Genomic DNA, 21,099 nt, shown 5'->3' on the forward strand with positions numbered 1-21,099 from the left:
CCTTCGACCCCGCGACGCCGGCGCCACCGGCCACCCCCAAAGGCCTGCCCATGTCCTCCTCCCTCCCCGCCTCCCCCCGCAGAACCCTCGGCCGGCGCATGGCCGGCGTGCTCGTGTTCAGCCTGATCGTCGCGCTCGCCGGCACGGCCTATGGGGCCTGGTCGCTGCTGCAGGTCGCGCAGCGCACTGAGGCGCTGGTGGACGTCTCACTGGCCACCGAGCGGCTGGTGAGCGACTGGAACACCCACATCGTGGCCGGTATCCGCCGCACCAGTGCCATCGCCGTCAGCGCCGATCCGTCGCTGACCGACTTCTTCGCCAAGGACTCGGCCGACTCGGTGGTGGCCGTCAATGCGATCACCGCCAGGCTCACACCGCTGCTGACGGGTGCGCAGGAACGACAGGCCTACGCGCGCATCGTCGAGCGGCGAAAGATCTACCTGCAGGAGCGCGATGCAGTCTCCGCGCTGAAGCTGGCAGGCGATGCCGACGGGGCGCGCCGACGCCTGGCCCGCGTCTTCACGCCCGCCGCCGAGGCCTACCAGGCCGACCTGCAGGCACTGATCGACCTGCAGCGCCGCGAGATCGACAGCGACGCACGCGCGGTGCAGGCGGCCAACCGACGGGCACAGGCCGTGCTGGTGACACTGGCGCTGCTGTCGCTGCTGATCGGCGGCGCGTTGTCGTGGCGGCTGGTGCGCAGCATCACCGGCCCGCTGCAGCGCGCGGTCGACGTGGCCGGCCGCATCGCCCGGCTGGACCTGTCCGACCGCATCCAAGGCCACGACCGCGACGAGACCGGCCAGTTGCTGCGTTCGCTGCACGACATGCAGGCGGCGCTGCGCGGCCTGGTGGCCCAGGTGCGCCAGTCCAGCGACAGCATCTCGACGGCATCTCGTGAGATCGCGGACGGCAACGTCGACCTGTCGGCGCGCACCGAGCAGGCCGCGGCCAGCCTGCAGCAGACGGCCGCCTCGGTCGAACAGATGCACGCGGCCGTGCAGCAGGCCGCCGGCCATGCCCGCGAGGCCGACGCGCTGGCCACGCGGGCCGCCGGCGTGGCGGACCGGGGCGGCCAGGCGGTGCAGCAGGTGGTGGCCACCATGCACGGCATCAACACCGCGTCCGCGCGGATTGCCAACATCGTCGGCGTCATCGACGAGATCGCCTTCCAGACCAACATCCTGGCGCTGAACGCCGCGGTGGAGGCCGCCCGCGCCGGCGAGCAGGGGCGCGGCTTTGCCGTGGTGGCGGCCGAGGTGCGCACGCTGGCGCGGCGCAGCGCCGAGTCCGCCAAGGAGATCAAGTCGCTGATCGGCGCGTCGCTGGCGCAGGTCGACAGCGGCACCCGGCTGGTCGACGAGGCCGGCCACACCATGACGGACGTGGTCACCACGATCCGCCAGGTGGCCACGGTCGTGGCCGAGATCAGCAGCTCGGCGGCGCAGCAGAGCCAGGGCATCGGCCAGATCACCGACGCCATCACGCAGCTCGACCAGGTCACCCAGCAGAACGCTGCGCTGGTGGAGGAGTCGGCCGCGGCCTCGGACAGCCTGAAGCAGCAGGCCCTCGGCCTGTCGGCGACGGTCGGCCAGTTCCGCCTCGCCTGACCTCACGCCCCGACAACACGCCCCACCCAGGAGAGGTCCATGAACCTGTCCAGCCCGCAACGCTCCATGTGCACGCGCCTGCGGCCGTTCAGCGCCGGCTGCGCACCGCCCCCGCGCAGCACGACGCCTCGGCGCAGGCGTGCCAGTCCGCCGTCATGAAGGCGGCTTTCGGCTGGCATGGCGGCTGCATCCGAGGCGACGAACTGGCCGGCCGGCTGCGCGAGCACTGCGGCCAGCCGGTGTCGACCCTGGCGCGCTGGATCGTGGCGCGCGAGGTCATCAGCGTGCTATTGCAGGGGGCACGCTGCTGCCGCTGTTCCAGTGCGACCGCAGCACCTGGCAGCCCCGGCAGGGCGTGCGCCAGGTCGTGGCGGCGATGCGCGACGTGGGCGACGTGTGCGACGACCGGGGGCTGGGACTGTGGCTGGTGCGCTCCAACGCATGGCTGTGCGATGCCTTGCCGGTCGCCTGCAGCCGGCGCGGCCGTTCAGCAGCCACCAGGCCCCCGGGCAGTCGGGCGCATGCCCGTCACAAGGCGGCCCGCGCGGCGGGCTTACGATGCGCGGCCGATGCGCTCGGCGCCATCTCAAAGCAGTACATGAGCAGGAAATCTTCTTCGTCCCCGGGTGCACGCCGGCTCAGCATGCAGCCCCTCGGGCTGAGCGGCCAGGAGGAGGCGGTGTACCGCGAGTTGCTCCGCCACCCGGGCTTGAGCACGCTGGCACTGGGCCAGTTGGTCTACGGCATCGACACGCCGCTGGAGGACATGCTGTCATCGCTGCAGCAGCGGGGGCTGCTGCGCCGCGGGGACGTCGGCTGGATTGCCGCCGCGCCCGAGGTGGCCATCGAATTGCTGTTGATGGAGCGGCAGGCCGAATTGCACGAGGCCCGCAGCATCCTGCCGGAGCTGCAGGAGGAACTGGCGCGCGACTCGTCGACTGCAAGCGCCAATGATGTCCAGATCCTGCCCGCCGACGCCGACTCCCAGCTGCACGCCTACCTGAAGCTGTACGAGCAGGCGCGCAGCAGCATCGTCAGCCTGTTGCGCCCGCCGTTCCTTGTCGCCGCGCCGGAGGCGATGGAGGCCGCGCGCAAGGCCGCCCGCAAGCGGGGCGTGCGCATCCGCACCATCCTGCCCCCCGAGGTCATGAAGTGGGACGGCTGGCCGGCGGCGGCGGCCCAGGCCCTGGCTGCGGGCGATGAATTGCGCGTGCTCGACGCCTTGCCCTTCAAGCTGCTGCTGGTGGATGACTGCAGCGCGATGCTGCCGCTGCATGCCGATGACCCCGGGGGGCCGGCGCTGCGGCTGGGCAACACCGCGGTGCTGACCGCGCTGAGCGCGCTGTTCGAGCAGTTGTGGAGCGAGGCCGTGCCGGCGTTGGAGACGGCCGGGGACGCGTCCGAGGCGGCAGCCGACAGCGATGCGGCATTGCAGGAGCTGGTGACCGTGCTGGCCGCCGGCGCCAACGACAAGACGGCCGCCCATGTGCTGGGCATCTCCGGGCGCACCTTCCAGCGCCGCATGACCGCGCTCAACACCCGTCTGCGCGCGAAGTCGCGTTTCCAGGCCGGCTGGCTGGCGGCGCGCAACCTGCAGCGCTGAACGGCGCCCGCCCCCCGAGCCGGGTGGCCAATCTTGGCCATGGCAAAACACCGCCGCCCCGTTGTCACCCCACTGTCGTCCAATGGATTTGACACCCCGGCACTGCCGCTGAAAGCGCATGGGCCAGGGGGATTTTTCCTTTGGACCGGAGTGGCAAATCATGCAGAAGTGGTTGGGGTGGAGCGCATCCTGGTGCGTTCGGTGGGGATTGGTCATGCTGGCCGTCATGTCTGGCACAGCGGCCCATGCGTGGTCCGCGGCGAGGTTGCCGGAAATCACGATTGCGGGTGGCGGCGCACTCAATGCCCAGGTTGACATCAACCGGGACGGGTATCTCGACCTGATTTCCACATCGCCCGGCACGAATCACCGCGGTGTCGTGGAAATCCGCTATGGCTCCAGCAAGGGCTTCAAGCAGAAGGCGGATTTCCGCTACGAGGGCCCGATGGACTGGGCGCAGGTCGGCAGCAGCCCGATGGCGATGGATGTGAACGGCGACGGCTGGCCCGATCTGGTGATCGGCGCCTACTCGTACTCCGGCGCCAAGCAGTATGCGGGCGCCATCCTGGTGTTCTTTGGCGGCCCGAACGGATTTCCTGCAACGCCATCGCAGGTGATTGAAGGGCCGGAGGAGAACAGCTTCTTCGGTTTCACCATGCGCTCGCTGGGCGACTTCAACCGGGATGGCTATGCAGACATTGCCGTATCGGCCGCCACGGGCGGGGACACACAGGGCAAGATCTTCGTCTACGCCGGCAGCCCGTCCGGCCTGGTGCTGAAGCAGGAATCCACGCTGGCCTACCCGATGCTGTCGTGGTGGTATTTCGGCCGGACGTTCGACACCGGCGATCTCAACGGGGATGGCATTTTCGACATCGTCGTGGGGGCACCGACCGCGTACGGCCAGGGGCGCCCGGGGCTGGTCTTCGTCTACAAGGGCGCTGCCGGCGGGTATGTGAACAGCGCCAATCAGACCCTGGTTGCGCCGGACTATCTGACCCCGGGCGACGGGTTCGGCTCGTCGGTTGCCGTGCTGGGCGATGTCGATGGCGACGGGTTTGCGGATCTGGCCATCAGTGCACCCAACTACCTGCCTGCCGGCAGTTCCGGGGATACGGTCAGCCCGGGACGGATCTTTGTCTATTACGGCGCGGCCGGTGGCTTCAATGCCTCGGGCCGGACCCAGATACTCGCGGCGCCGGACCCGGACGGCTTTGGCTTCTTCGGCGAAGTCATGCTGGGCCAGCGTGATTTCAACGGCGACGGCTTCGCCGACCTGATCGTCGGCGCATCGCTGCGGCAGCGAGGCCTGCTGGGCACCGGGCCCTTCCCCGGCTTCGTGTGGATCTATACCGGCGGCCCGGCGGGTTTCACGAAGGCGCCCTACAAACGCAGCGGTGCGGCGGGCAGCGTGGATGGCCTGGGTGCCATTCTTGATGCGGCCGATGTGACCGGTGACGGCCAGATGGACATCATCACCGCCAATCCGGTGGCACCCACGAACGACCAGGGCCTGCTGCGCGTATTCCGCGGCGCCAAGGGCCTGAAGTAACGAACCGGTCGGCCAGGCCACAGGTCGGGCCTCAGCCCATCTCAATTCAAGGACACATGATGACGACATCCCTGCGCAGCGGCGCCCTGCTGGGTTTGCTGCTGGCCCTGGCCGGCGCGGCTCAGGCCGATGGCCCGCAACTCAACGAAGGCTTCGACGGCGCGGGCCTGCCGGCCGGCTGGACGATGGCCAACTTCAGCACCAACCCGGCCGCCGAAGCCTGGTTCCGGCCGATCAGCCCGGCCGACACCTTCGCGGCCCAGGCCGGCGCGCCCGACAGCTACATCGCGACCAGCGTGTTCGTCGGCGCCACCGATGCCGACGGCAATCCGATGGGCGCCATCGACGCGATGTTGGCGACGCCGGTGGTCTCGATGAGCGATGCCACGGTGCTGAGCTTCTCGACCCGCACCGTGGCCAACAACGCCTTCGGGGAGTCGCTGCGCATCGGCGCCATCGTCGCCGGCTCCTTCGTCGAGCTGATGACCCTCAATCCCTCGGTGACCGTTGGGGCCTACCCGGAGAGCTGGACCACGTTCACGGTCACGCTGCCCGCGCAGGGCGACGGTGTCTCGGGGCGCTTCTTCTTCGAGTACGTCGTGCCCGATGCGGCGAGCGCCGGCAACTTCGTCGGCCTGGACTCGGTGTCGGTGAGCGCGGTGCCGGAAGCCGGCTCCGGCCTGCTGATGCTGGCCGGCGGCCTGACGTTGCTGGCCTGGCAGCGCCGCCGCCGCGTGCCGTCGGCCTGAGCCCTCCCCTCCCTCATACCCGTCGAGATTCAGTCATGACATTTCAAACCCAGCTCACCCTGCTGCTGGCCGCCCTGGGGATGGCCTCCTCGGCACAGGCCTGCGAACCATGCGACGCACAGGCGCCGTCAACGACACCGCACACCATGACCGTGGTGCGCGATGCGGACACCGGGCAGTTGCGCGCCCCCACCGCGGCCGAGGCCGCAGCGCTGCAGTCCCGCGCGAAACCGGTGACCGCCGCCCGCGGCGCCAGCCAGCCGGCCGTGCGCGCCTACGCCTCGGGCGCCCACAGTGCCCGCCTGCCAGGGAACCTGGCGAGCTTTTCCGTGGTCACCCGCGAGCCGGACGGCACGCTGAAGAGTGCCTGCCTGCAGGGGGAGGAGGCGGCCACCGACGCGATCCGTTCCGTGCCGCCAGCCGGCGCCACCTCGGCGAAGCGGGAGGCGCAATGAACGCAGCGCAGGAGAACAAGATGTCGTCGATCACCGTCACCCTGGCCATGGCTGCGGTGCTGGCGCTGTGCGCATCGGCGCAGGCGGCCACCATCGAGATCCAGAACCGCGACAAGCCGGGCCTGGGCTTCAACGACCCGACACCGGCCACGCCGGTGGGCGGCAACAACGGTCGCACGCTCGGCGAGCAGCGCATGAACGTCTACAAGTACGTGGCGGGCATCTGGGAGAAGGCGCTGGACAGCAGTGTCAAGATCACCGTGAGCGCCGGCTGGGAGGCCTTGGATTGCAATGCCTCCGGGGCGGTGCTCGGCAGCGCGATGCCCTACAACGTCTGGTACGACTTCCCCGGCGCCCCGGTTGCCGGCACCTGGTATCCGCAGGCGCTGGCCAACAAGATCAGCGGCCGCAGCCTGACGGACTACTACGGCCAGCAGGACGACGGCAGCGGCTACGGCAACGTCGACATCCTGACCCAGTTCAACATCAACCTCGGCGCCTCCGGCTGCCTGACCGGCACGCCGTTCTACCTGGGCCTGGACGGGCAGGCCGGCAGCCAGATCGATTTCGCGACCACCTTGCTGCACGAGCTGGGCCACGGCATGGGCTTCTCGCTGCTGACCACGAACGCCTCGAACGGCGCACGCTTCATGACGATCCCCAGCATCTGGGAATCGTTCATGTACGACAACACGCTGGGCAAGACGTGGCTCGACATGGAGGACTGGGAACGCTCCTTCTCGGCCGTCAATCCGCTCCAACTGGCCTGGACGGGTAGCAACGCCGTGAACGGTGTGCCTCAGGTCTTGAGCTTCGCGAAGCTGCCGGCCTTGCAGGTCAGCGGCTCTGGCGCCGCAACCGTCGCCGGCACCAAGCAGTTGGGCGAGGCGGAGTTCGGGCCGCCGTTGAGCCCGCAGCCCGTCAGTGGCGCCATCGTGCGCATCGTGGACCAGGTCAACGGGACCGGGCTGGCCTGCACGCCCTTGAGCGCGGCAAATGCAGCGCTGGCAGCGGGCAAGATCGCGCTGATCGACCGCGGCAACTGCGCCTTCACGGTGAAGGTGAAGAACCTGCAGCTCGCCGGCGCGAAGGCCGTGCTGGTGGCGGACAACGTGGTGGCGCCCATTTCCGGCATGGCCGGCAGCGACGCCTCGATCACCATCCCGTCCGTTCGCGTGCTGAAGGCCGATGGCGACGCGATCAAGGCCGCGCTGCTGAACCGCGTGCGCGGCAAGCCGGCGCCCGAACTGCTGGCCTCGCTGGCGGCCTCGGTCACCGGCCAGTACGCCGGCACTGACAGTTCCGGCCGGCCGCTGCTGTACACGCCGGCCGCGTTCTCGGCAGGCTCCTCGGTCTCGCACTGGGACACCAGCCTGACGCCCTCCGTGCTCATGGAGCCGTTCATGACGCAGGGGCTGTCGACATTGCTCGCGCCGCCCAAGGACCTCACCCTTCCGCTGTTGAAGGACCTGGGCTGGTAAAGCCCGGCCCGATGAACTCACCCAGGAGTTGACCCATGATTCGTACATTGCCTGTCACACAGCGCCTGATGCTCTGCCCACTGCTGCTGGGCATGGGCCTGGCCCATGCCGACATCACCGTCTACGCCGACCCGTCGGCCTTCAATGCCGAGGTGACGGCGCCCGGCATCGAGACCTTCTTCGGCGTGGCCCAGGATGCAGCGGGCGCCAGCCCGATGACCCGGCGCACCCAGCTCGGAACCCTCTACTACTACCAGGCCGAGGCCTCCAGCTCCAGCCTGCTGGGTGCCGGCACCGCGGACGAGAACTGGCTGACCGCCAACGTCGCCACCGACGTCATCACCTTCTCCCACTTCGCCCAGGGCATCACCGCGTTCGGCGGCTATTTCTTCGGCAGCGACTTCAATGGCCAATATCAGCTGGGCACCGTGACGCTGTCGGTCACCGACGTGGCCGGGCACACGGTCACGCAGACAGTGAGCGACGCCACCACGAGCAGCTTCATCGGCTTTGTCTCCGATGGTGCCCAGATCGCCTCGGTCAGCCTCTACTCGGAGCAGTTGCCGTCGGGCGACTCCCTCTGGCCCACCGCGCGGCAACTGGTGCTCGGGCAGTCGATTTCCGCCGTGCCGGAACCCGGTTCGGCCCTGCTGCTGGCGCTGGGTGTGGTCGGCCTGCTGCTGCGCCCGAGGGCCACCCCGCACAGCCCCGCTGCGGTCGGCTGATCGCGCCCGACCGGGCGGCCCCGTCACGGCGTGGCGATGCCGGCCTGGGCGCAGGCCGTGCACACGGCCTGCTCGGCGGACTCGAAGTCGAGCGCCTGCACCAGCCTGGCGACGCGCTGCGCCGCGACGTCGCCCAGCGTCGCGCCGAAGGCAGCTTCGAGCGCCTGCCAGGCCGGCAGCGCCGCCAGGTCCTTGCGCCTGAGCTGCCCGATGAAGGCCGACAGCCGTTCACCGTCAAGCCGGTCTGCCGGCACATCGCCCCGTGACGCAGCAGGCATCGCGGCGATGGCCGTGCAGGCCTTCGAGATGGGCCGGCCCAGGTCCGCGACGCAGGCCATGTCTGCAAGTGCGTCATGCCAACGCCCCGCTCGCAACGCCTGCTCGGCCCGCCCCGCGGCCGCCTGCAGGTCGGCGGCGCCCACAGTTGCCGCCATCGCCTTCAGGTCGTGCAGCAGCGCCGCATGGCCTTGCAGGCGCTGCGCGGGTGGCTCGTCGCCCGCCAGCACACGCCCGTTGGCGCCGATCATGTCGGCCAACGCGGCGAGCATGCGGCCGAACAACTCGCCATCGCCCTTGAGGTTGCTGAAGGACTGCTGCGCATCCAGGCCGTCGATGACGGGCCATCCGGCCGGTGGCGCCGCCGGCCGAGGCGCCGGGCCGGCCACGGGCGCCGGATCGACAGGCCGGCCGAGCAGCCGCGATATCGTTGTCGCGAGCACCGCGGGGTCGAAGGGCTTGCCGACCACGGCGTCCATGCCGGCGTCCAGTGCCAGCCGGCGCTCGTCGGACGACACGCCTGCCGTCAGGCCGACGATGGGCACGCGGCCGTCGCCGGGCAGCGCACGGATCCGCCGCGTGGCCTCCAGCCCGTCCATGACCGGCATCTGCACATCCATGAGCACCGCCTGAAACCCCGAGGCGCCGGACCCGAGCAGAGCCACCGCCTGCTCGCCGTCCGAGGCCACGGCGACGATGGCGCCTTCGCTGCGCAGGATGCGATCCGCGACTTCCCTGTTCAGCGCGTTGTCGTCGACGACCAGCACCGTCACGCCGGCCAGCAGCTGGCCCGGCCCTTCGGCGCGGCGGGCGGCCGACACCGGCATCGCCTCCTGACCGGCAATCTGCAAGCTCAGGTCGACCTGGAAGCTGCTGCCTCGCCCAGGTTCGCTCGCCAGCGTGATCGTGCCACCGAGCAGCTCGACCAGTTGGCGCACGATGGACAGCCCCAGGCCCGTGCCACCGAACCGGCGTGTCGTGGACGCATCGGCCTGCACAAAGGGCTGGAACAGCCGGCGCTGCACGTCCTCGGGAATGCCGATGCCGGTATCGGACACGCGCAGGCAGACCGGCAGCAGCCCCGCCTGATCGACGACGCCCAGCTGGACATCGAGTGCGACGCTGCCCTGCGGCGTGAACTTGACCGCGTTGCTGAGCAGGTTCAACAGGATCTGCGCCAAGCGCAGGCTGTCGCCCATCACCAGGCCCGGCAGCGCCCCATGCGTCGAGACGGAAAACGACACCCCGCGCTGGGCGGCGGACACGCCGACGATGGACGCCACCTCGTCCAGCATGTCCTCGAACTGGAACGGCGCCACCTCCACGGTCATCTCGCCGGCCTCGATCTTCGAGAGGTCTAGCACGTCGTTCAGCAGCGACATCAGCGCCTTGCCGGCGGCCAGGATGCGCGCCAGCGTGGCCGCCTGGTCGTCGTCCAGCCGCGTGCGCCCGAGCAGGTGGGACAGGCCGATGACCGCATTCATCGGTGTGCGTATCTCATGGCTGACGTTGGTGAGAAAGCGGCTCTTCGCTTCGTTGGCCTCGCGGGCTTCCCGCATGGCCTCGTCCAGCAGCGCCGTGCGATCGCGCACCTGGTCTTCCAGGGAGGCGTTCAGTTCCTGCAGCCGCTGCGCAGCCGCCTTGGCCTCGCGCACATCGCGCAGGATCTTGGCCGAGCCCACGACCGCACCGTCGCCGTCGTGGATGGGCGACGCCGTGATGGAGACCGCGATCTCCGAGCCGTCGCGGGCGCGGCGCGACGTGTCGAACACATGCACGCGGTTGCCGTCGGCCACGGTGGCCCTGAGCGTTTCGTCCTCGGCGGCCAGCGCCGGCGGCAGCAGGAGTTGGGTCGCCGTCCGTCCGACGGCCTCCTCGCGCGAGAAGCCGAACAGCCGCGTGGCGCCATCGTTCCAGTCGGTGATGGTGCCGTCGAAGTCCTGGACGATGATCGCGTCGTCGCTGCCCTCCACGATCGCCGCGCGGCGGGCCAGTTCCAGCCGCTGGCCGCGCGTGCGGTCCACCAGTTGCGCCGCGGTGGCCACCAGCGCCGCGAAGACGCCGCCCAGCAGCATGGCCTTGATGGCCTCGCTCCACGGCGAGGCCTGGTGCAGCGAGTGGACGAACGCGGCCGTGGGCCGCAACTGCGCTTCCCAGCGCCGGCCGTAGAGCGGGATGTCGACGCGCTGCACCTCCAGGCCCGCCGCCAGCGCCGAGGCCTTGCCGGTGGCGTAGAACTCGGTGTCCGGGCCCTGCGCCAGGTCGAAGAGCGACAGCGCGAAATGGTCGTCCTCGGCGTCGAGGCCTTGCAGGATGTCCTCGATGAGCAGCGGCGCATACGACCAGCCGATCAGCTCACCCGGCGCGCCGCCCGCAGCGGCCCGGCGTATCGGCAGCAACAGCAGCAGGCCGCCCGACGTCCTGCCGCTCGCCTGGATCAGCGTGATCGGGGCGGTCATGGTCGCCTCCGCGGTGGCGGCGGAGCGCAGCGCGGCGTCACGGCGGGCGGATTCGGACGCGATGTCCAGGCCGATCGCCTCCCGGTTGCGCTCAAGCGGCTCCACATAGGTGATGATGAAACGGTCGCCCTCATGCGGCGTCAGCGTGCGGATGGAAAAGCCGGGCGAGTCGTCGTCGCGCCGGGCCTTGACGAAGGCCGCCTCGTCGGCCGGGCTCACGCGGTAGACGATCCCGAAGCCGCGCGCCCCCGGGAATTCGCGGTCGATCTGCCGGGACGCCCCGTAGCGAGCGAATGCCTGCTGCGTGAGCACCCCGTCGGTCGCGGCCGCCACACCCCGTGCGCCGCGCAGGCCGTACTCGTAGCGCCGCAGTCGTTCGACGATGCCGTGCGTGACGCGTTGCGACAGCAGCGCGAAGCGCTCGTCGGCGTCCATGCGGTTCTGCTCCGCCTGGACACGATAGGCCAGCAGGCCGGCGACCAGGCTGGCCAGGCCGATCCACAGCAAGACCATCACGAAGCGGCGCGGTGATCGCACCGGCGCGCCCGCCTGGCCGGGGGCATGTCCAGCACCAGCCATGGCTCAGGTCCCGGCTGCGATCAAGGCGGCCGGGGCCGGCTCGACCGACACACGGTCCCGCCCTTGCGCCTTGGCCGCGTACAAGGCCTGGTCGGCGTGCTTCATCAGGTCCTCTGCGGTGCAGGCGGGCCCAGGCCGGCAGGTCGCCACGCCGATGCTGACGGTGACGTGGGCGGCCGTGGCCGACGCTTCATGCGCGATGCCCAGCCGGGCAACCGCCGACCTGATGCGCTCCGCCGTGTCGCGGGCACCCGCGGCATCGGTGTCGGGGAGCAGCAGTGCGAACTCCTCGCCACCGACGCGCGCCGCCACGTCCGCCGGGCGCCGCGCCTGTGCGCCCAGCGCGCCCGCGACCTGCCGCAGGCAGCCGTCGCCCGCCGGGTGGCCGTAGCGGTCGTTGTATTTCTTGAAATGGTCCACGTCCAGGAGCACGAGCGACAGCGGGGCCCCGCTGCGCACCGCCCTGGCCCATTCGAGCTGGAGCCGCTGGTCGAAGCTCGCCCGGTTGTCCAGCCCGGTGAGGCCGTCGACCGCGGCACGGCGCCGCAACTCGTCCGACAGGCACTTGAGCCTCAGCTGCGTTCTGGCCCGTGCCAGCAGGATGGCCTCGTTGAAGGGCTTGGAGATGAAGTCCACGGCACCTGCGGCCAGGCCTTGCACCTCGGCCGCGACATCGTTGTGGGCCGTGACGAAGATGACCGGGATCCTGTCCAGCTCCGGGTCCGACTTCATGGCCTCGCAGACGGCGTAGCCGGACATCGCAGGCATCTGCGCATCGAGCAGCACCAGATCGGGCGCTCGCTCCCGCATCTGCGCCAATGCCGCCGGGCCGGACGTCGCGAAGGTGATTTGCCCGATGGGCGCCAGCATCTTCCCGAGCAGGGCGATGAGGTGCACGTTGTCGTCGACGATGAGGATGGAGTTCATGTGAAGTGCTTCAGATCTTGGGCGGCGGGCGGAGCGCCGGTTGAAAACGGTGCCCGGGCCGTGCGCTGGGCGGGTGGTGTGCCGCAATGGCGTGCCGGGGTGCTCAGTGGCGCCATCGAGCCACGGCCACGGCGATGCCCAGCGCCGCGACGCCCAGGGCGAGCATCGCGACCCGCTCCATGACGGCCGCAGCGGCCTCGGACGCGGCCTCCATGCGCTGCTCCTGCCAGCGCGTCAGCGCTTCCACGCTCTTCTGATATGCCAGTTGGCGGGGGCGCAGCACGTCCAGCAGCACGCGCCTGGCACCGTCCCGGTCCGCAGCGCGCACCAGCGGCAGCAACTCGTCCTCTGCGGCGGTGAAGCCGGCCCGCGCCTGCTGCACCTGCTGGAACAACTCGAGATCCTGCGCCGCGCTCAACCGGCCTCGCAAGTCCTCCCAGGCCTGGGCGATGTGCTCGCGCGATGCCAGCAGCCGCGCGATCTGCTGCTCGCGCTGCGCCTCGTCGTCCAGCGCCAACAGGTCGCGAACGGCGCCCGCGTGCCGGTTCAAATCGTGACCGAGGCCTCTGACGAGGCTGACCTGGGCAGCGCCGCCGTGCAGCAGCACGTCCATGTGGCGGCGCCAGGCCGGCAGGCCCAGGCGTGCGCTGACGGCCAGGGCCAGCATCAGCAGGGCGACCAGGGCGAAGGCGATGCCCGGCAGGGTGCCGGTGCGCCAGTGCTTGGGTGGGTTCACGTGTCGTCTCCCAGGTGTCGGGTTCAGGCCGGAGGCGCGTAAGGCGCGCCAAAATCTGTATCTTCGATATATTTGATAACAAATTTGCCAACCAAATCCATGCGTCGACGATGCGCGCCGTGGAAAACTGCGCTCTTTCGCGTCGAACGAGGGCAGAACTTGCCTTGCCGGCCCCGTTCGGGAGCCTCCGAACGCCCGCCTTGACACCAGATTCGATCAAAACGCGCGAAAGCCAGCTTTCACTCGAACGTGAAAGTGCCAATTCACTGAGGGCGTGACCCGACCCAAGGCACCCCTCACCGCAGCAACTTCACCCGTCGACCTTCAAGCGAGCACGTTACATTCATGGGTAGAAGCCAGCCACGGATGCTGCGCAGGCCTGGCGGCGGCGTTCACTGCGAGAACTTGTGCACATGACTCGGCCTGCTGAGTCATGAACACCTAGACGACACAATCGATAAATTCGATACTTCAGGCTCGCATAGAAGCCAACCGAGGCATTGCCATGAAACGAATCCTGATCGTCGACGACCACGCAGACATCCGCCGCCTGATCCGCATGACGCTTGAGTTTGAGGACTACGACGTCTGCGAAGCCGCCAGCGGCGAGGACGCGCTGGCCATGGCGCAGCAGATGCAGCCCGACCTGGTGCTGCTCGACGTGATGATGCCGGGCGACCTGGACGGGCTGGCGGTATGCCGGCGCCTGCGTGCCGGTGGGGCGCCGGGCGGCGGCCCGCGCATCATCATGCTGAGCGCCCGGGGCCAGGCCAGCGACCGGGAGGCCGGCCTTCAGGCCGGCGCCGACACCTACCTCGTCAAGCCTTTCAGTCCGTTGCAGTTGATCGACTGCATCGTCGGGCTGTGGGCCCCGGCCTGAGGACGCAGGCCATGACGAGCACGACCGACCCCACCGCTGCCACCCACAGCTTCGACAACGCCGCCGCCGCGCAGATGGAGCGCATCGTGGTGGACCTGCGCCGCATGTACCAGGAGCGCAACGAGGCGCTGCGCGAAGTCACGCGTGCGCACCACGAAGCACTGCTGCGCCTGGCCATGGCCGCGGACTTCCGCGACGACGACACCGGCGTGCACATGGTGCGCATCGGCTACCTCGCCGAGATGCTGGCGCTGGCGCTCGGCCAGTCCGAGACCTTCGCCCGCATGCTGCGCCGCGCGGCCCCCATGCACGACGTGGGCAAGATCGGCATCCCCGACGACATCCTGAAAAAGCCCGGCAGCTACGACGCCGAAGAGCGCCGCGTGATGAACGGGCATGCCGAGATCGGCGCAGGCATCCTGGGCCGCTCACGGGTGCCGCTGTTCCAGCTGGCCGCCGAGGTCGCACTGACCCACCACGAGCGCTGGGACGGCACCGGCTACCCACGCGGCCTGGCCGGCGAAGCCATCCCGTTGTCCGGGCGGATCGTCGCGGTGGTCGACTTCTTCGATGCGCTGACGATGGACCGGTGCTACCGCAAGGCCTTTGCGGACGACGTCGCGCTGGACATGCTCATCAAGCAGCGTGGCACCGCGTTCGACCCGGCCATCGTCGACACCCTGCTCGACGAGGTCGCGGTGCTGATCGAACTTCGCGATTGCATCAACCGCCAGCCCCCCAGCTTCGAGGCGCTGGCGGAACTGGAGTGACACTTGCCTTCCGGGAGAACACCATGAACAGGTTTCGCAGCTGGACGGCCGCCCTGGTCGGCCTGGCATTGGCCGCGACGATGGCGCAGGCTCAGACGCTGGAGCGCGTGCGATCCAGCGGCAAGCTGCGCGTGTGCATCTGGCCCGACTATTACGGCGTCACCTACCGCAACCCGCGCACGCAGCAACTCGGCGGCATCGACATCGACCTGTCCGCCGAACTGGCCCGCGACCTGAACGTCGGCGTGGAGTACGTCGAGTCGTCTTTCCCGCGGCTGGTGGGCGACCTCAACGCCGGCCATTGCGACGTGGCGATGTTCGCGGTGGGCATGCTGCCCAGCCGCAAGGAGCAGCTGGCCTTCACAGCGCCCTATCTGCAGAGCGACATCTACGGCGTCACGACGCGGGCCAGCCGCACCGTCCGGACCTGGGCCGACATCGACCAGCCCGGCGTGCTCGTGGCCGTGCAGGCCGGCACCTTCATGGAGCCGGTCATGCGCGACGCGCTCAAGCAGGCCCGCATGGTCGTCGTGCGCCCGCCCGCCACGCGGGAGCAGGAACTCGAAGCGGGCCGCGTGGACGTGTTCATGACCGACTATCCCTACAGCCGCCGCTTGCTGGACAACGCCGACTGGGCGCGCCTGGTCGCGCCGCCCAAGCCCTTCTCGGTGCTGCCGTACGGCTATGCGGTCAGGCAGGGCGACCCGCGCTGGCTGGCCCGGCTCGACGAGTTCGTCGCCAGCATCAAGCGCGACGACCGGCTCCTGGCCGCCGCCAGGAAGCATGGCCTCGCCGACATCGTCGTGACGCGCTGACCCATGCGGGCGCGACGCGGCATGTCGGCACCGCCTTCGGCGCGGCCGATGTTCGGCCGCGCACGCCTGCTCGCCAAGGCGCTGGCGGCCCTGCTGGCGCTGACCGTGCTGACGGCACTGACCGTTTTTGCCGAGTTCGAGCGGCGCGAAACGCTGGAGAACGCCCGTGACCGAGCCGAGCTGATTGCGCGCACGCTGGAGGGCCACGTCACCCGCACGGTGGAGTCCACCTCGCTGATCCTGCAGACGCTGGGCGAGGGCATCGCGCAGCAGCCCTCGGCGGAGCCGCAGCGGCTGCAACCGCTGCTGGGTCAGAACCTGCTGAAGAGCCTGCCGTTTCTGCGCAGCGCGGCCGTCCTCGACGAAGGCGGCACCGTGCTGGCGAGCTCCATCCCGGCCGAGCAGGGCCTGCGCGTGGACATCGGCAGGTGGGGCACGCTGCCGCGCGACGGCAGGGACACGCTGCTGCCGCTGCAGCCCGGGCGCAGCCTGGCCGACATGGCGCCCGGCGTCGCCGGGCCGCATGCGGCGGGCGTCGGCATGCTGCCGCTGCTGCGCGTCGTGCACGGTCCCGGCGGCCACCGGCTGCTGCTGCTGGCCCTCATCAACCCGGGGGCGTTGGCCAACTTCCAGCAGGTGGCGCTGTCCGATGAAGGCGGGGTGGCGCTGCTCAGCAGCTGGGGCGGCCAGCTCATCTCGGCCACCGACGAGGTGGCGCTGGACCCTGGCGCCCAGATCCACGGTCACCCGGTGTTCGACAGCTGGCTGCCGGCCAATGAACATGGCGTGTACGTCGGTGCCGGCGTGCAGCCCGGGCAACAGGTGGTGGCTTTTCGCGCGTCGCGCACGCGGCCGCTCGTCGTCGTCGTGGAGCAGGCCGCGGCGGTGGCGCTGCAGAACTGGTACGGCGTCGTGCGCTGGCTGGGCGCGCTGGGCCTGCTGGCACTGGCCGCGATTGCCGGTGGCCTGACGGCGCTGCTGCACGAGATGAAAGCGCGCGACCGGGCGCGCCACGCGCTGGACGCCGCGCACGACCAGGTGGCCCTGCGCGAGCGCGAAATGAGCGTGCTGCTCAAGAGCGTGCAGGAGCTGATCTTCCGCACCGATGCGAGCGGCGCCATCACCTTCGTCAACGCGCGCTGGGGCGCCATCAGCGACGACGGCATGGAGCAGGCCAAGGGCAGGCATCTGCAGGACCTGGCCGCGGCCGCCGACCGGCAGCGCACCAACGCGCTGTTCCGGCTCGACGACCGGGCCGGCGTGCGACAGGCGCAGATCTGCATCCCCGCAGCGGACGGCAAGCCCCGCCACTTCCAGGTCGCGGTCGTGCCGCTGCACGGCGAGGGCGGCATCGTCGGCTTTGCCGGCAGCGCGATCGACGTCAGCGCGCGTGTCGCCTCCGACCTGCAGTTGCAGCACCAGCTGGCCTTCACCGGGCTGCTGCTCGAACTCAGCCCGCTGCCCGTCTCGATGTTCGACGGCTCGGGACGCTATGTGATGGTCAACCAGGCCTGGGAAGAGTTCGTCGGCCGGTCCCGCGCCGAAGTCATCGGCGCCCCCGTGGGCCATTTCCTGGCACCCGAGGATGCCCAACTGCATGCCGCGCATGACGCGCAGCTGATGGCCGAAGGCGGCCGGCTGCGCTACGAGACCCACGTGCGGCACCGCGACGGCTCGCACCGCGACATGGTCATCACGAAGGTGCTGGTGCCGGGCGGCGAAGGCGGCGCGGCCGGCATCCTGTGCACGTTGATGGACGTGAGCGAATTCCGCGAAGCCGAGCGCGCCACGCGCGAGGCGCGCGACGCGGCGGAGGAGGCCTCGCGCTCCAAGTCCGAGTTCGTCGCCAACATCAGCCATGAGCTGCGCACGCCGCTGCAGGCCATCCTGGGCTTCTCCGAGCTCGGGTTCACGCGCGGTCACGCCGACGCCAAGCTGTCGCGCATGTTCACCGACATCCACAACTCCGGCCAGCGCATGCTGGCGCTCGTGAACGACCTGCTGGATGTCGCCAAGATCGAGAGTGCCGTCGGCACCTTCAACCTCGAGCGCTGCGACCTGCGCACGCTGGTGCAGGCGGTGCTGCGCGAACTGGACCCGCTGCTGGGCAAGCGCCACCTGCGGCTGATGCTTCGCCTGGCGGACGAGCCGCTGGTCGGCAAGGTGGACCCGTCGCGCATCCACCAGGCCATCCGCAATGTCGTGGCCAATGCCATCAAGTTCTCGCCCGAGGGGGGCCTGCTCCAGATCGAAGCCGCGATCTCGCCGCAGGACGACATCGTCATCAGCGTGGCCGACCAGGGGCCGGGCATCCCGCCCGCCGAGCTCGAAACCATCTTCGAGGCGTTCGTTCAGTCCAGCAAGACCAAGGACGGCTCCGGCGGCACCGGGCTGGGCCTGGCGATCTGCCGCAAGATCGTCGACGTGCACGGCGGCAGCATCACCGCCGACAACCGGCCCGGCGGCGGCGCCGTCTTCCGCATCCGTCTACCGCAGCGCGCGACGGGCGACTCGCAGATGCTCACCTCGTACTGATGCCCGGGGCGCCGCCGGCCGCCTCGCCGCGGGCCGGACACCGATCCGCAGCCGCGAAAATAATGCTTCAATGCCGTGACCATCCCCTTGCGCCCACGCCTTGAAACTTCCGCACATCGTCGTCGTCGATGACGAAATCGCCATCACCGACTTGCTCGCCAACTACCTGGCGGGCCACGGCTTTCGCACGACGCAGCTGCATTCGGGTCGCACGCTCATGGACACGATGGCGAGCGATCCCCCCGAGCTCGTCCTGCTCGATCTGGGCCTGCCCGGCGAAGACGGCTTCGTGATCGCCCGCCAGCTCCGCGAGCACTGGCGCTGCGGCCTGGTCATCATCACCGGACGCGGCGACGCGGTCGACAAGGTGGTGGGGCTGGAAGTCGGCGCGGACGACTACGTCACCAAGCCGTTCGACCTGCGCGAACTGGTGGCACGCATCAAGGCCGTGCTGCGACGCATCGCGCCGGCCGAGCCGCAGGACGCGACAACACCTGGCCACGCTGCGGCTGCGGCGCCCCCGCCGGCCGGCGATGGGCGCGAGTGCCTGGCGTTCGAGGGCTGGCTGCTGGACCTGGCGGCGCGACGGCTGACGCATGCACGGGGCGACGAGGTCGTGCTGACGGCGGGCGAGTTCGACCTGCTGCAGGCCTTCGCCCAGCATCCGGGCCGCGTGCTGTCGCGCGACTTCCTGCTGTCGCACACCCGCGGACGGGAAGCCGGGCCGTTCGACCGCACCATCGACGTGCAGGTCGGGCGGCTGCGCAGGAAGCTGGAGCCGCAGTCCGAGACGCCGCAGATCATCAAGTCCGTGCGCGGCGCCGGTTACCTGTTCACGCCCACCGTGTCATCCTGCAGCAGCGCGGACAGCCGCCCCCTGCCATGACGCCGCCGCTTTCCCTGCCGGACGGATTCGACGAGCGCACCGTCTTTCGCACGCTCTTCGCCGCCTATCCCGACGGGTTGCTGCTGGTCGACGCCCAAGGCCTCATCGTGCTGGCCAACCCGACCGCGGCCAGCCTGCTCGGCTACCGCGTGGACGAGCTGATCGGCACCAGCGTGGACGCCCTGGTGCCGGACGCCATCCGGCCGCGCCATGCGTCCTACCGCAATGCGTATGCGCATGCGCCGCGCGCGCGGCCCATGGGCACGCAGATGGAGCTGGTGGCCAAGCGGCGCGACGGCTCGGAAGTGATGGTCGAGATCGCGCTGAGCCCGCTGCAGGACCACGGCCTGCCGTTCGTCGTGGCCGCCATCCGGGACATCGGCGCCTACCCGCGCGTGAAGCAGGCCCTGCAGCGGGCGCGATACAGCGAGTACCTGGCCCGGCTGGGCCGCCTGGCCGTCGACGCCCGCGATCCGAAGCTGCTGCTGCAGCAGGTGCCGGCCATCGCCGCCGAGGCGCTGGAAGTCGAGATGGCGGTCGTGTTCGTGCTGGAGGCCAGCGGCCTGGAACTTCGCGTCGCCGGTGGCGTGGGGCTGATTGCCGACGAGGCCCTGGGCGCCACCATTGCCAACCGCAGCGACACGCCGCTGGGCTTCGTGCTGGCCCAGGGGCGACCCGTCGTCGTGGAGGACTTTCGCAGCGAGCAACGGTTCACCGTGCCGCCTGGTTATCTGGAGGCGGGCCTCGTCAGCGCGCTGGCGGTGCCGCTGTCCGACCGCGGGCGCGTCATCGGCGCGCTGAAGGTGCGGTCGCGCCGGGCCCGGCGCTTCGATGACGACGAGCAGCGTTTCCTCGAATCGCTGGCCAACCTGCTGGGCACCTGCCTGCAGCGCGCGCAGACCGAGGAAGCCCTGAACCACGCGCAGCGCCTGGAAAGCGTCGGCCAGCTCACGGGCGGCATCGCGCACGACTTCAACAACCTGCTGACCGTCATCCAGGGCAACCTGCAGGTGCTGGAGGAGCGCCCTGCCCTCGCCGAAGACAGCGTCGGCCAGCAACTGGTGGGCGCGGCGATGCGCGCGTCCCGGCGCGGCGCCGAACTGACCGGCAAGCTGCTGGCCTTCTCGCGCCGGCAGGTGCTGCTGCCCTGCGCGGTCGATGTGCATTCGCTGCTGCACCCGCTGACGGACATCCTGCGGCGCACGCTGGACCAGCGCATCCGCATCACCGTGGAGGTCGCGCCGGACTGCCCGATGGCCCTGGCCGATGCGGGCCAGCTGGAAGCTGCGCTGCTCAACATCGCCATCAATGCGCGGGACGCGATGCTCGACGGCGGCACCCTGCACTTCAGTGCCGCTGCCGCCGGCGCGCTGCCGGACGCGCTGCGCCAGGAGCTGGGCGAGGGCCGGTTCGTGTGCATTGCCGTGGCCGACACGGGCACCGGCATGTCTGACGCCGTGAAGGAGCGCGCCTTCGAGCCCTTCTTCACGACCAAGGAGGCCGGCCGCGGCACGGGCCTGGGGCTGAGCACCGTCTATGGTTTCGTCAAGCAGTCGCAGGGTGCCGTCGGCCTGGACAGCACACCCGGGCAGGGCACGACGATCAGCCTGTACCTGCCCGTCGCGCAAGGCGCTCAGGCCGGGCTGCCGGAGGCTGACGCCGCCGGCAACGCCGTGCCGGCGGGGCTGAAGGTGCTGGTGGTGGAGGACGACGCCGAGGTGCGCGCCGTGGCACGCCACTTCCTGCACGGCCTGGGTTGCGTGCTGAGCGTCTGCGCCAGCGCCGAGCAGGCGCTGCAGCTGCTCACGCCGCAGGCCGATTTCGACCTGCTGCTCACCGACATCGCGCTGGGTGCCGGCATGCGCGGCACCGAACTGGCCCGCATCGCGCAGCAACGGCGGCCGGGCCTGGCCATCCTGCTGATGTCCGGCTTCTCCTCGGAGCTGCTGGACGCCGACCGGGAATCGCCCGCCGACTGGGAACTGCTGCCCAAACCCTACAGCCGCAGCGAGCTCGCGCAGGCGATGGCCCGCGCGCTGGGTCAAGGCCGCTGACTGACCG

General features: G+C 70.1%; 17 protein-coding genes. 13 read left to right on the forward strand and 4 right to left on the reverse strand.

Annotated elements, in window-relative coordinates; translation table 11 throughout:
- Positions 1 to 50: 50 nt before the first annotated feature.
- Positions 51 to 1,610, forward strand: a complete 1,560-nt coding sequence (locus ACO07H_RS18300) for a methyl-accepting chemotaxis protein (protein WP_422016743.1) — start codon at positions 51 to 53, stop codon at positions 1,608 to 1,610.
- Positions 1,611 to 1,889: 279 nt separating this feature from the next.
- Here the strand turns inward: ACO07H_RS18300 and ACO07H_RS18305 are convergent, their stop codons facing one another.
- Positions 1,890 to 2,108, reverse strand: coding sequence for a hypothetical protein (locus ACO07H_RS18305; protein WP_422016745.1), 219 nt, complete (start codon positions 2,106 to 2,108; stop codon positions 1,890 to 1,892).
- A gap of 145 nt (positions 2,109 to 2,253) precedes the next feature.
- On the opposite strand from ACO07H_RS18305, the gene ACO07H_RS18310 reads away from it, so the two are divergent.
- From ACO07H_RS18310 to ACO07H_RS18335, 6 genes are all read left to right on the forward strand, one after another.
- Complete coding sequence (locus ACO07H_RS18310) at positions 2,254 to 3,213, forward strand: TrmB family transcriptional regulator (protein WP_422016747.1); 960 nt, start codon at positions 2,254 to 2,256, stop codon at positions 3,211 to 3,213.
- A gap of 214 nt (positions 3,214 to 3,427) precedes the next feature.
- Entirely contained in the window at positions 3,428 to 4,765 is a 1,338-nt protein-coding gene (locus ACO07H_RS18315) for an FG-GAP-like repeat-containing protein (RefSeq protein WP_422016749.1), read from the forward strand.
- 59 nt (positions 4,766 to 4,824) lie between these two features.
- Positions 4,825 to 5,514 (forward strand): choice-of-anchor J domain-containing protein, encoded by a 690-nt coding sequence (locus tag ACO07H_RS18320; protein WP_422016751.1) that lies wholly within the window; start codon positions 4,825 to 4,827, stop codon positions 5,512 to 5,514.
- Positions 5,515 to 5,549: 35 nt separating this feature from the next.
- Complete coding sequence (locus ACO07H_RS18325) at positions 5,550 to 5,969, forward strand: post-PEP-CTERM-1 domain-containing protein (RefSeq protein WP_422016753.1); 420 nt, start codon at positions 5,550 to 5,552, stop codon at positions 5,967 to 5,969.
- A 20-nt stretch (positions 5,970 to 5,989) separates the two neighbouring features.
- Positions 5,990 to 7,450 carry a PA domain-containing protein gene (locus ACO07H_RS18330; protein ID WP_422016755.1) on the forward strand — a complete coding sequence of 487 codons (1,461 nt, stop codon included), beginning with the start codon at positions 5,990 to 5,992 and terminating at the stop codon, positions 7,448 to 7,450.
- A 35-nt stretch (positions 7,451 to 7,485) separates the two neighbouring features.
- Positions 7,486 to 8,175 carry a PEP-CTERM sorting domain-containing protein gene (locus ACO07H_RS18335; RefSeq protein WP_422016757.1) on the forward strand — a complete coding sequence of 230 codons (690 nt, stop codon included), beginning with the start codon at positions 7,486 to 7,488 and terminating at the stop codon, positions 8,173 to 8,175.
- A 23-nt stretch (positions 8,176 to 8,198) separates the two neighbouring features.
- Here ACO07H_RS18335 and ACO07H_RS18340 read toward each other — a convergent pair whose 3' ends face one another.
- The 3 genes from ACO07H_RS18340 to ACO07H_RS18350 all read right to left on the reverse strand — a co-directional run bounded on the left by ACO07H_RS18340 (position 8,199) and on the right by ACO07H_RS18350 (position 13,152).
- Positions 8,199 to 11,489 (reverse strand): CHASE domain-containing protein, encoded by a 3,291-nt coding sequence (locus ACO07H_RS18340; protein WP_422016759.1) that lies wholly within the window; start codon positions 11,487 to 11,489, stop codon positions 8,199 to 8,201.
- 3 nt (positions 11,490 to 11,492) lie between these two features.
- Positions 11,493 to 12,416, reverse strand: coding sequence for a diguanylate cyclase domain-containing protein (locus ACO07H_RS18345; RefSeq protein WP_422016761.1), 924 nt, complete (start codon positions 12,414 to 12,416; stop codon positions 11,493 to 11,495).
- A 103-nt stretch (positions 12,417 to 12,519) separates the two neighbouring features.
- Complete coding sequence (locus ACO07H_RS18350) at positions 12,520 to 13,152, reverse strand: MCP four helix bundle domain-containing protein (protein WP_422016763.1); 633 nt, start codon at positions 13,150 to 13,152, stop codon at positions 12,520 to 12,522.
- 505 nt (positions 13,153 to 13,657) lie between these two features.
- On the opposite strand from ACO07H_RS18350, the gene ACO07H_RS18355 reads away from it, so the two are divergent.
- The 6 genes from ACO07H_RS18355 to ACO07H_RS18380 all read left to right on the forward strand — a co-directional run bounded on the left by ACO07H_RS18355 (position 13,658) and on the right by ACO07H_RS18380 (position 21,092).
- Entirely contained in the window at positions 13,658 to 14,032 is a 375-nt protein-coding gene (locus tag ACO07H_RS18355) for a response regulator transcription factor (protein ID WP_422016765.1), read from the forward strand.
- A gap of 11 nt (positions 14,033 to 14,043) precedes the next feature.
- Positions 14,044 to 14,802, forward strand: a complete 759-nt coding sequence (locus ACO07H_RS18360; protein ID WP_422016767.1) for an HD-GYP domain-containing protein — start codon at positions 14,044 to 14,046, stop codon at positions 14,800 to 14,802.
- Between the two features lie 23 nt (positions 14,803 to 14,825).
- A complete protein-coding gene (locus tag ACO07H_RS18365) occupies positions 14,826 to 15,617 on the forward strand; it encodes a substrate-binding periplasmic protein (protein WP_422016769.1) in 792 nt (263 codons plus the stop codon).
- 21 nt (positions 15,618 to 15,638) lie between these two features.
- Entirely contained in the window at positions 15,639 to 18,152 is a 2,514-nt protein-coding gene (locus ACO07H_RS18370) for an ATP-binding protein (protein WP_422016771.1), read from the forward strand.
- A gap of 100 nt (positions 18,153 to 18,252) precedes the next feature.
- Entirely contained in the window at positions 18,253 to 19,038 is a 786-nt protein-coding gene (locus tag ACO07H_RS18375; protein WP_422016773.1) for a winged helix-turn-helix domain-containing protein, read from the forward strand.
- Positions 19,035 to 21,092 (forward strand): PAS domain S-box protein, encoded by a 2,058-nt coding sequence (locus ACO07H_RS18380; protein WP_422016774.1) that lies wholly within the window; start codon positions 19,035 to 19,037, stop codon positions 21,090 to 21,092. The genes ACO07H_RS18375 and ACO07H_RS18380 overlap by 4 nt, the downstream gene beginning before the upstream one ends.
- Positions 21,093 to 21,099: the final 7 nt, after the last annotated feature.

Origin of the sequence: Roseateles sp., from assembly GCF_965229315.1 — a bacterium.
Classification (GTDB): Bacteria; Pseudomonadota; Gammaproteobacteria; order Burkholderiales; family Burkholderiaceae_C; genus Pelomonas.